Source organism: Frankia nepalensis (assembly GCF_016786325.1).
GTDB lineage: Bacteria > Actinomycetota > Actinomycetes > Frankiales > Frankiaceae > Pseudofrankia > Pseudofrankia nepalensis.
In genome coordinates this window covers 55,000-65,735 of the sequence record NZ_JADWYU010000203.1, presented here as the reverse complement: position 1 = coordinate 65,735, position 10,736 = coordinate 55,000, and the positions used below count along the sequence as shown (strand labels likewise).

At 75.8% G+C, this 10,736-nt stretch carries 8 protein-coding genes; 4 read left to right on the top strand and 4 right to left on the bottom strand.

Annotated elements, in window-relative coordinates; translation table 11 throughout:
• Positions 1-13: 13 nt before the first annotated feature.
• On the bottom strand, positions 14-871 hold the full coding sequence (locus tag I6A81_RS32125) for an endonuclease/exonuclease/phosphatase family protein (RefSeq protein WP_203006225.1): 858 nt from the start codon (positions 869-871) through the stop codon (positions 14-16).
• Positions 872-962: 91 nt separating this feature from the next.
• On the opposite strand from I6A81_RS32125, the gene I6A81_RS32120 reads away from it, so the two are divergent.
• On the top strand, positions 963-2,009 hold the full coding sequence (locus tag I6A81_RS32120; RefSeq protein ID WP_238430506.1) for a nucleoside hydrolase: 1,047 nt from the start codon (positions 963-965) through the stop codon (positions 2,007-2,009).
• Between the two features lie 90 nt (positions 2,010-2,099).
• On the opposite strand, the gene I6A81_RS32115 is transcribed toward I6A81_RS32120, so the two are convergent.
• The 3 genes from I6A81_RS32115 to I6A81_RS32105 form a co-directional block, all read right to left on the bottom strand.
• Entirely contained in the window at positions 2,100-3,371 is a 1,272-nt protein-coding gene (locus I6A81_RS32115) for a helix-turn-helix domain-containing protein (RefSeq protein WP_203006224.1), read from the bottom strand.
• A 183-nt stretch (positions 3,372-3,554) separates the two neighbouring features.
• The gene (locus tag I6A81_RS32110) at positions 3,555-4,268 is read right to left on the bottom strand and encodes a response regulator transcription factor (RefSeq protein WP_203006223.1); all 714 of its coding nucleotides are present in this window, start codon (positions 4,266-4,268) and stop codon (positions 3,555-3,557) included.
• Positions 4,265-6,499, bottom strand: a complete 2,235-nt coding sequence (locus tag I6A81_RS32105; protein WP_307875060.1) for a sensor histidine kinase — start codon at positions 6,497-6,499, stop codon at positions 4,265-4,267. Before I6A81_RS32105 ends, I6A81_RS32110 begins: the two co-directional genes overlap by 4 nt.
• 223 nt (positions 6,500-6,722) lie before the next feature.
• Here I6A81_RS32105 and I6A81_RS32100 point away from each other — a divergent pair, with 223 nt between their 5' ends.
• The 3 genes from I6A81_RS32100 to I6A81_RS32090 all read left to right on the top strand — a co-directional run bounded on the left by I6A81_RS32100 (position 6,723) and on the right by I6A81_RS32090 (position 10,703).
• Complete coding sequence (locus tag I6A81_RS32100; protein ID WP_203006222.1) at positions 6,723-7,604, top strand: hypothetical protein; 882 nt, start codon at positions 6,723-6,725, stop codon at positions 7,602-7,604.
• Between the two features lie 353 nt (positions 7,605-7,957).
• Positions 7,958-9,259: a M16 family metallopeptidase gene (locus I6A81_RS32095; RefSeq protein ID WP_203006227.1), complete on the top strand. Its 1,302-nt coding sequence runs from the start codon at positions 7,958-7,960 to the stop codon at positions 9,257-9,259.
• Positions 9,260-9,368: 109 nt separating this feature from the next.
• Positions 9,369-10,703, top strand: a complete 1,335-nt coding sequence (locus I6A81_RS32090; protein WP_203006221.1) for a M16 family metallopeptidase — start codon at positions 9,369-9,371, stop codon at positions 10,701-10,703.
• The last annotated feature ends 33 nt before the right edge of the window (positions 10,704-10,736 follow it).

Sequence of the window (10,736 nt, the reverse complement as noted above, 5' to 3'; positions counted from 1 at the left end):
CCGGCCGTCGCTCCTAGCCGTCCGCGAGGTCGACGAGCAGGGCGCGATGGTCGGAGATCGCCGTCTGCTCGGTCCACGCGGCGACGGCCGGCGGCACGGCGCCGCGCGCGAGCACGTGGTCGAACTGCACCCGCGGGGCGCGCGCCGGGTAGGTGGGCGCGGCGGCCAGCCGCCGCCAGCCGGTGAGCAGGCGCGGCAACGGCCCCGGCAGGTTCAGATCGCCGAGGATCACCGCGGGACCGCCCGTCCCCTGGCCACCGGCGGCGCCGCCGCCGCCCCCAAGGCGCAGGGCGCGCCCGAGGCGGCGTAGCTGCGCGGCGTTCCAGCCGGGGACGAAGGACAGGTGCGTGCCCGCGACCGTGAGCGGCCCGGCGGGCGTCGCCAGCTCGGCGACGATCGCGGCGCGCGGCTCGTCGTCGAGCAGGACCAGCCGTGGCCGCCCGTCCGGCCCGGGCACGGCCACCGGCGAGCGCACCGGAGACCGCCCGAGCGGCACGACCCGCCAGCCGCGGACGGGGAACCGGCTGACCAGCGCGATCCCGTAGGCGGGCTCGCCGGGTGACCGGGGCCCGTCGGCCGGCCGCCAGGCGGGGCCTGGAGCGGGACCGGGGCCTGAACCAGGGCCCGAGCGCAGGCCTGGAGTGCCGTAGACGGTCGCCTCGAACCGCCAGCCGTCCGCCCCGATCCCCAGCGCGTCGGCCGCCGCCGCGCACAGGTCCGCGCCCCCTGACCTGGACTGGCCGACATCGACCTCCTGCAGCGCCAGCACGTCGCAGTCCAAGGACGCGACCGCCGCGCGGAACCGTGCCAGGTCGACGGCCCCGTCGTCCGGCGAGCGGCCATGAAGCACGTTGAACGTTCCCAGCCGCACGGTCCGCACCGTAGCCGACCGGGTGCGGGCCGGTCACGGGCACCTCCGGCCTGGATAGCCGACTCGTCGGCTGCGCGAGGATGGTCCGGGTATGGGACGGGTGGCGCGGGAGGAGCGGGCATCGATGCGGCTGGTCATCGACAGCGACGGCGGGATCGACGACGCGGCCGCGATCGTCTGGCTGTGCGGGCGCCCTGACGTCGAGCTCGCGGCCGTCACCGCGGTGGGCGGCAACGTCGAGGTGCGCCAGGCCGCCCGCAACCTGCGGGTCATCCTCGAGGCCGCCGGCCGCGCGGACGTCCCGGTGTACGTCGGCGCGGACCCGGCCGACCCGGCGCCGCGCATCCCGCGGCCCGTGTTCATCCACGGCGAGGACGGACTGGGCGACGTCGGGCTCGCCGACCCGCTGCGCGGCGCCGACGAGGACACGCCCGCCGTCGAGGTGCTGATCAGGGAGATGCGCCGGGGAGCGTCGCTGCTCACGCTGGGACCGCTCACCAACCTGGCGGCGGCGCTGCGCGCGGACGCCGCGGCGGCCGCGTCGAGCCGGCTGACGCTGATGGGCGGCAGCGCCCGTGCCCAGGGCAACGCCCGGCCGAGCGCCGAGGCGAACGTCGCGCACGACCCGCTCGCCGCCGCCACGGCGATCGGCGCCCGCTGGGCGGCGCCGCCGGTCATGGTCGGCCTGGACGTCACCCACACCGCGACGCTGCGCGAGGCCGAGTTCGCCGCGCTCGCGGCGCGGCGGACCGCCGCCGCGGCCTTCCTGGATGGCCCGCTGTCCTTCTACCGGCGCAACGCCGGCTCGCTGTGCGCCGAGGGGGAGACGCCCTGCCACGACCTGCTGGCGGCGATGGCGCTCGTCCGGCCCGACATCCTCGGCGTCGAGACGCTGCCGGTCGAGGTCGACACCGGAGGCAGCGCCGCCTGGGGCCAGACAGTGGTGGACCTGCGCGAGCTGGGCTGGCGACGCCGCGGCGAGCCGGCGGCCGCCGTCGTCGAGCCCGGCCGCGGGCCGGACGGCAACGAGGCCGGTGTCGGCGCTCCGGTCGCCGTCGGGCTGACCGTCGACGTCGACTTCTTCCGGGCGGCGGTGCGCGAGCTCGCGGGCGAGCCCGCCGCGGGGCCGTCGTCCTGACGGGGCCGTCGTCCTGACGGGGCCGCCGCCGGCGGCGTCCCGCTGTCGCGGGCCCTGGGAGGGCGGCCGGGTGCCACCCTCGGCTCGTGGCTACGCCTCGCTGGCCCCGGGGGACGCGCCCGGGTCCGCGCGGGGCCGGAGCCGGGCGCCGTCGCCCGTGTGCTCGCCGTCGTCGTCGACGACCGCGTCGGCGCCCGCGCGCAGGACGAGCTCCAGCTCGAAGCGGGCATCCGGGTCGTCGAGGGCGTCGCCGAACAGGTCGCGCAGCTGCAGGACCCGGTAGCGGACGGTCTGCGGATGGACGTGCAGCCGGCGGGCGACCAGCCCGCGCTGGCCGCGCAGGGCCAGCCAGTGCAGCAGCGTCGCGGCCAGCCGCTGCCGGGTCCGCTCGGGCAGCGCCGCGAGCGGCGCGAGCCGGCGGCGGGTGAGGTCGGCCAGCAGCGCCGGGTCGCGGGTGAGCAGCAGCGTCGCGAGGTGGTCGTCGGTGAACAGCGGGGCGCCGCCCGGGTCGGCCGGGAGCAGCCCGTCGTCGCGCGCCTCGCGCGCGAACCTGACCCGTTCGGCGCTCGCGGCCGCCCGGGTCCAGCCGACCGCCGGGCCGACGACGGCCGAGCGCCCCGCCAGCTGGCCGGCCAGCCGTGACCCGCCCACGTCATCCCCGTTGACGAACAGCCACAGGTCCGAACCGTGGGTGGTGTTCGGGCAGCCGGTGGGCAGGCCGAGCCGGTGACGGCCGTCCGCGCGCGACGGGACGAGCACCGCGGCGAGGCGGCCCGGGATCCGCAGCGACCCGGCCTGGGCGATCTCCTCGACGTCGGCGGGGTCCGCCCCGGACAGCAGCAGCTCACCGACGCGCTCCCACAGCCGCTCGCGGGCGCCGGCGTCCGCGGACTGGGCCAGCGCGTAGCCCTCGGCGGACGCGGCGCAGACGCCGTCGATGTAGCCGAAGAGCGTCTCGCCGAGGGTCACCAGACCGGCCGCGTCCAGCCCGCCGCGCAGCCGGGCCACGTCGGCGAACCGCCGCCAGGCGACCCGGGTGCCGATCCGGTAGGCGGCGAGCAGGTTGTCCAGCGACCGGCCGGCGTGGAACTCGCCATGGCCCAGCCGGACGTAGACGTCGCGGCTGGCGGCGACGTCGGCCGGGTCGGCCGGGTCGCCGTCGACGATCACCAGGAACCGGCGCAGCGCCTCGGTCACGCCCGCGCGCACTCCCTGCCCGAACCGCCCTTCCAGCGGCCGGGCATAGGCGGGCACCTCCGCCGCGATGGCGCCGATGATGTCCTCGCCCACCCAGGACAGCTCCGCGCCCAGCAGCGTCCCGAGGCCGGCCGGAAACTGTCCCCCCGGAACAGTCGCGTCCACGTCCCCACCCTAGCCGGCTCGACATCCGCCGAACCCGGGTTTCACGGCCGTCCCGGTGGACGCCGAGTCCTGGCCGATCCGATCGGCTCGGGCCCGCCCACGGCTCCGCCGTTCTCGCCCTGCCCGGTCGGGCCGCCGGGCGGGCGCGCGAACGGCGGTCGCCCGGCGTGCCGGGAAGGGCGGTCAGGGGTCGCCTAGGCCGGCGCGGCGAGCCGCGAGGATCGCGGCGGCGCGGTCGGCGGCGTGCAGCTTCGCGAGGATGTTCGAGACGTTGTTCGCGACCGTCTTCGGGGTGAGCCCGAGGTGGCGGGCGATCCGGCCGTTCGGCCAGCCGTTCGCGAGCAGGCCGAGGACGTCGCGCTCCCGGTCGGTCAGCTCGGGGAACGGCCTGGCGGCCGGCCGCGGGTCGGCGAACGTGCGCAGCACCCGCCGCGCGACGTCCGGCCCGAACACCGCGTCGCCGCGCGCGGCGGCGTGGACGGTGCGCACGACGTCCTCCTGCTGCGCTCCCTTGAGCAGGTAGCCACGGGCACCGGCGCGCAGCGCGGCGAAGACGAACTCGTCCTCTCCGTACATCGTCAGCATCACCACGGCGACCGCCGGGTGCGCGGACGCGATCCGCCTGGTGGCCTCGATGCCACCGATCCCGGGCATCTCGATGTCCATGAGCACCACGTCCGGGCGCAGCCGGCCGACCAGCCCGACCGCCTCCTCGCCCGAGGCAGCCTCGCCCGCCACCGCGAGCCCGTCCACCGAGTCCAGCAGGACGACCAGCCCGTCGAGCACGATCCGATGATCGTCCACGACGACCACGCGGATGTCCGGCGCCTGCTCCTCGGCTCCGCCGCCGGGCGCCGCCGCTGCCCGGCGGCCAGTGCCCCCGTTCGTCTCCGTCATCCCGCGCTCCCGGCCAGCTGGCTACCCGCCGTGCCCATGGCGTCCTTGAACCTCGCGAGGTCCGTGATACCCGAGGCATCCGTGCCGCGCGCGGCGCGCGGCACGGCGCTGCCGGCCAGGGAGAGGGGGAGCTCGACCAGAACCTGGCCGCCGCCGGCGGCGGGCCCGGCGCTCCAGGTTCCCCCCAGGGCCATGGCCCGCTCCCGCATCGAGGTCAGCCCGACCCCCGGCGTCCAGGTGGTCGCGGTCCCTTCGGAGCCGCTCGCGTGGCCGTCGTCGCGGATCTCGACGGTCAGCGTCTCGGCGCAGTCGATCGTCACCTCGCAGCGGGTGGCACCGGTGTGCTTCGCGACGTTGGTCACCGCCTCCGTGACGATCCGGTAGGCGGCGACCTCCACCGCCGCGGGCAGCGGCGGCAGCGCGTCGGGAGCCGTCAGCGTCACCGGCACCGCGGCGCCGCGCAGCGTCTCGCGCAGTGCCGCCAGCAGTCCGAGCTCGTCCAGGGCGGGTGGGCGCAGCGCGTAGACGAGCCTGCGCAGCTCGCCGAGCGCGGACGTCAGGTCGTGGCGGACGTCGGCGAGCAGGTTCGTGGCGCGGGGGAGGTCGCGGCCGGCGAGGTTACGGGCGGCGTCCACCTTGGTGGCGGCCGCGGTCAGCGTGGGCCCGAGGCCGTCGTGCAGGTCGCGGCGCAGCCGGCGGCGTTCCTCCTCGGCGGCGCCGACGATCCGTTCCCGGGAGCGCGTCAGCGCCTCGGTGAGCCGCACGTTGCTTGCCGCGACGGCGACCTGGCGGGCGATGTCGGTAAGCAGACGGGTTTCCCGGGGGCTGAGGGCGTTCTGCCCGGAACGCAGTCGCACGACGAGCGCGCCGATGTCCTCACCCTGGTGCACGAGCGGGAACCGGGCTGTGGTCGCGCGTGCCGAGCGGTCGGCCTCGCGCCCCTTGCCCGAGGAGATGGCCCGGACCGATCCGTCGTCGCCGCGCAGCTCCACCGTCGCGCGCGGCAGCCGCAGGGTTCCGGTGAGCGCGTCGAGCAGGCTCGGGAGCAGCGCGTCCACGCTCCCGGCGGACTCCAGCCGGGCCGCTACCCTGGCCACCACCGTGTAGGGGTCGTCCCGTTCGCCATAGAGGAAGCGGTTGACGACCCGCTGCACCCGCGAGCGCGCCGGGGCGAGGCTGAACGCGGCGGCGAGGGCGGCCACCGCGGGCCAGGGGCCGCCGACGGCCTGCCCGAACGCGGCGAGCACGGCCACGCCGGCCGCGTACACGGCGGCCACGAACGCGGTCAGCAGAACGTAGACGAGCGTGCGGTTGAGGACGACCTCGATGCCGTAGACCCGGCGCGCGAGCACCACGGCGACGACGACGACCAGCTGGACGACGGTGCCGACGCTGGCGATCAGCGCACCGGCCGGCAGCGCGACGACGAACGGCGTCAGCACGATGCCGATGGCGTTGACCACGGCCAGCCAGCGCAGAACCTGCCGCAGCTCGCCTTCGGCCCGCAGCCAGCGGGCCACCATCACGACCGAGCCGAGCAGCAGTCCCGAGGCGAACAGGAGCACCGGCAGCCAGGCGGGGAAAGAGACGCCGATCGGGTTGGCGAACGTGGCGTACGCGGGTGGCGGGTCGACGAGCTCGAAGTCCCCCAGTGGCGCGGACAGCCAGCCCACGGCGCACAACCCGACGCTGACGGCGGCGAACCAGCGGATCCGCCCGCGGGGAAACCGGCCGCCCGGGAAGGTCGCCCAGGTGGTCACCAGCACGAGGGGTTCGGTCGCCTCGCAGGCAGCCGTGAGAACCGCCACGGGGATCACGCCCGGCAGGTCATGGCCGCCATACACGGCGGCCATCGCCCAGCCGCCGCCGGCCGCGGCGCCGGCGTGCGCCACCGCGGCCGCCAGGGCCAGCCAGCCGAACGGGACCTCTGGCCGGCGCGTGGCCAGCAGCCAGCCGGCGGCCAGGAACGGGACCGCGAGCGTGATCTGGGTCCAGCCATACCGGGGTACCGAGTCCCCGGACGGCGCGGTCACCCCGTCCGGGACGGCGAGGGTGAGCAGCGCGCCGGCGACGACCAGCGCCAGCACGGTCATGGCCAGGGCGTGCGCGGCCCATCGCCACCGCGACCGCGACAGCGCCGGGCGCGGCTGGTCCTGAACGGTCACGTCGTCTCGCGTCCGCTCCGTCGCCGCGCTCGGCGCGGCCTCGTCCCCGCTCGCTCCTGCGTTCACGTCACGACAGCTCCCCTGCGCCCGCTCTCCGGGCGACCGCGTGATCGTGCCCGGTCCGACCAGTGTGGGGCACGGTGGTTCCCGGCCGAGCCGGGAAATTCACCCGACCGCTTCGGGAACGCGCACCCGTGCCGGCGGGATCCGAGTGCCCGAATGATCGCCCTGTGTCGATGACCGGTCAGCCGGACCGGTCCGGCCAGGACCCGATCGGGAGACAACCACAATGAAGATCCACAAACTCGATGACCAGGCCCGCCGTCGTCCGTGGTCACGCGGCGACGGTCCAGCGGCGCGCGGTCACGGGCCTCGCGGCCAGCGCGGCTGGACCGCCGTCGCCGGCGCGCTCGGCATCGGCGCCACCGTCCTGCTGGCCGCCTGCTCGGACTCGTCCGACTTGTCCGGGCCGCCCGCCGGGGCCGGCGGCCCAGCGGTGGCGCCCGCCGAGGCCACCGAGGCCACCGAGGCCGCCTGCGACGCCGCGTTGGCCAGTGACTGGGTGAACATCCCCGGGATCAACCCGTCACAGCCGCCGGCGTCCGCGGCGGAACTCGCCGCCTGGGCGACGCCGCTGCAGACCCAGCTCGCCACGCTGCGCGCCGGGGTCCCGGCCAGCCTCACGAGCCAGATCGACGCGCTCGACGGGGTCGTGCGGGACGCGAAGGACGGGAAGCAGGTGCCCACCGAGGACGCTTCGCTGGGCGCGGCGCTCACGGCCGTGAACGGGTGGGCATACGACTCCTGCGGCTACACCACCCTCGACGTGACCAACAGCGACGGCAGCGCCCTTTCCGGGGTGTCGACGTCGCTGCCCGCCGGCCCGGTGGCGCTGAAGTTCACCAACGCCGGCTCCGATCCGGCGAAGGCTGGCTTCATCCTGCTGATCGGCAAGGTCCGCGACGGCGAGACCGCCACGGCCGCCGACGTCCGGGCGGGCACGGCCGTCCTGCAGGAGGTCTCCGACATCGTCGGGGTGGCCCAGCCCGTCGGCTCCGGCCCCGCCTACGGCCTGACCACGCTCGGCCCCGGCCGCTACATCGTCTCGACCCCCGTCGGGACGCCGCCGGAGTTCGCCACCATCCTCGCGAGCGATCTCGAGGTCAGCTGATCGCGTGGCCCCGCTGGCCCGCGCGCCCGTCGACCGGTGGGCCCGCGGGCCGGTGGGCCGGTGGGCCGGCCTCGCGGCCACCCCGGCCCGCCTCGGCGGCACCAGCCGGCGCCGTCTCCACGGGCCGCTGACCGGGCCGCCTCCGCCACCGGCTACCGCCACCACCGCTCGCTGACGGGGGTGTCGCCGCGCGGTGCGGGTGGCCTGCCATCCGGGTAAAGCGCGCATGACGTGGCCGGACGGGTACAACGGTCCTCTGTTTGGCACTACCGGTGCCGGCGAGCCCGCCCGGGGCAGTAGCGTGGCCAGATGTGTCTTCACGTACCGGCACCGGCCCGGCGGCGTCCGCCACGATGACCTCGTCCCTTCCCTCGCCCGCCTACCCGCTGGAGAAGACCCGGCTCGACAACGGGCTGCGGGTCGTGCTCGCTCCCGACGCGACCGCGCCGGTCGTGGCCGTCGCCGTGCACTACGACGTCGGTTTCCGGTCCGAGCCGGAGGGCCGCACCGGGTTTGCGCACCTGTTCGAGCACATGATGTTCCAGGGCAGTGAGCACGTCGGGAAGGCCGAGCATCCGAAGTACGTGCAGGCCGCCGGTGGCGTATTCAACGGCTCCACGCATCCGGATCACACGGACTACTACGAGTTGCTGCCGGCCGGAGCCCTGGAGCTGGCGCTCTTCCTCGAGGCCGACCGGATGCGCGCGCCGAAGATCACCCGGGAGAACCTGGACAACCAGATAGCCGTCGTCCAGGAAGAAATCCGGGTAAATGTGATGAACCGCCCCTATGGGGGCTTTCCTTGGATCACCCTGCCGCCGGTCGCGTTCGACACCTTCCCGAACGCTCACAACGGCTATGGCGATTTCAGCGAGCTGGAGGCGGCCAGCCTGGACGACGCCGCCGACTTTTTCGAGAAGTTCTACGCGCCGGGCAACGCCGTCCTGACGATCGCCGGCGACTTCGTCGTCGCGGACACGCTGGCGCTCGTCGAGCGGTACTTCGGCGACATCGCGGCCCGCGCGGTGCCGGAGCGGCGTAGCTTCGCCGAGCCCGTCCGGGCCGAGGAGCGGCGTGGCGAGCTGGTCGACAAGCTCGCCCCCCGGCCGGCGCTCGCGATCGGCTACCGGGTTCCGGACCCGGACGCCGACCTGACCACCTTCCTCGCCCACTACCTGCTGACCGACGTGCTGACCAGCGGCGACGCCAGCCGGCTCGAGCGGCGGCTGGTGCAGACCGACCGGTCGGTGATCGGGGTGAGCAGCTACGTCGGCACCTTCGGCGACCCGTTCGACCAGCGCGACCCGTTGCTGCTGACGGTCGAGGCCCGCCACCCGGCGGAGTCGCCGGCCGACGGGATCATCGCCGCTGTCGACGAGGAGCTGGACAAGATCGCCACCGACGGGCTGGCCGACGGCGAGCTGGAACGGATCCGTGCCCGCGTGGCGTCGGGGCTCCTGCGGGAGGCGGACGACGCGCTCGGCCGCGCGCTGGCGTTCGGCGCCTTCGAGCTGCACCGGGGCCAACCGGAGATGCTGAACGAGCTGCCCGGGCTGCTGGCCGAGGTGACCGGCGACGCCGTCGCCGGGGCCGCCGCCGCGCTGCGCGCGCAGGGCCGCTCGGTGCTGGAGCTGCGAGCCGGGGCGGCGTCATGAGGCCAGCGGGCACCGGGAACGCCGGCGAGGAAGCCGGGGACGAGGCCCGGCGCGGCCGCGCGTGCCCGGCGGGCGCCAGCACACTTCGAGCGATGGGACGACGGGGGCGATGACGACGATGACCGAGCGGACGAGTCCCATCCCGGCCGTCCGGCCGACCGTGCCGGCGGAGCTGCCCACCGTGGTGGAGCGGACGCTGCCGAACGGGCTGCGCGTGCTGGTGGTCGCCCGTACCAGCGTGCCGCTGGTCGAGCTGCGGCTGCGGATCCCGTTCACGGGCCGCGGGGCGGACTACGCCGCCCGCGCGGAGCTGCTCGCCGAGACGCTGTTCACCGGGACCGCGAAGCGCGACCGGGTGGAGATCGCCACGGCGGTGCAGGCGCTCGGCGGGGCCCTGTCCACCGGCGTGGACGCCGACCGGCTCGCCGTCGTCGGCTCGGCGCTGGCCACCAACCTCGACCCGCTGCTGGGCATCCTCGCCGAGGTGCTCATCGAGGCGGCCTACCCGGACGACGAGTTCGCGGGCGAGCGGGACCGGGTGGTCGAGGACGCCACGATGGCGCTCAGCCAGCCGGCCGTGATCGCCCGGGAAGCGCTGCTCGGCAGGATGTTCCCCGGTCACCCCTACGGGAGCGCGGTCGCCGAGCCGACGGTGCTCGCCGAGGTGGGCGTCGAGGCCGTGCGCGACCTGCACACGGTCAGGATCTCGCCTCGCGGCGCGATCCTGACCCTGGTCGGCGACGTCGACCCGGCCGCCGCGCTGGACGCCGTCGAGGCGGCGCTCGGCGGCTGGTCCGGCGGCGAACCGGAGTCGGTGCCCGCCGTGCCGGCCCTGACGACCGGGCCGATCCTGATCGTGAACCGGCCGGGCGCGGTGCAGACCAACATCCGGATGGGCGGCGGCGCGCTGGACCGCGGCCAGCCCGGCTACCCGGCGCAGCGACTCGCGAACACCATCTTCGGCGGGTACTTCAGCTCCAGGCTGGTCGACAACATCCGCGAGGACAAGGGCTACACCTACTCGCCGCGCAGCTCCGTCGACCACTACCTGGCGGGCTCCCGGTTCACCGTCGCGGCCGACGTCTCGACCGACGTCACCGGGCCGGCGCTGTTGGAGGTGCTCTACGAGCTGGGCCGGATGGCGGTGCTCGCGCCGGCGGCCGACGAGCTCGAGGCCGCCCGGCAGTACTCCGTCGGGACGATGGCGCTCGGCAGCGCGACGGCCGCCGGCCTCGCGTCCACCCTGTCGGCGCTCGCGGGGGCCGGTATCGGGATCGAGTACCTGCGTGACCACCCGTCGGCGCTGACCAAGGTGACGGCGGAGGAGGTCCTCGCCGTCTCCGCCACCCTGCTCGCGCCGACCAGGTTGATGACCGTGCTCGTCGGGGACGCCGAGAAGATCGCCGAGGCGGTCGCCGCCCTCGGCCCGGTGACCACGGCCTGACGCGGCTGGCCCCGGCGGCCGGCCGGCGTGGGA

What these genes read in the sequence shown, in the direction of transcription:
- I6A81_RS32120 (WP_238430506.1), top strand. Translation starts at nt 963, where the DNA reads ATGGGACGGGTGGCGCGGGAGGAGCGGGCATCGATGCGGCTGGTCATC.
- I6A81_RS32110 (WP_203006223.1), bottom strand. Translation starts at nt 4,268, where the DNA reads ATGACGGAGACGAACGGGGGCACTGGCCGCCGGGCAGCGGCGGCGCCC.
- I6A81_RS32100 (WP_203006222.1), top strand. Translation starts at nt 6,723, where the DNA reads ATGAAGATCCACAAACTCGATGACCAGGCCCGCCGTCGTCCGTGGTCA.
- I6A81_RS32095 (WP_203006227.1), top strand. Translation starts at nt 7,958, where the DNA reads ATGACCTCGTCCCTTCCCTCGCCCGCCTACCCGCTGGAGAAGACCCGG.
- I6A81_RS32090 (WP_203006221.1), top strand. Translation starts at nt 9,369, where the DNA reads ATGACGACGATGACCGAGCGGACGAGTCCCATCCCGGCCGTCCGGCCG.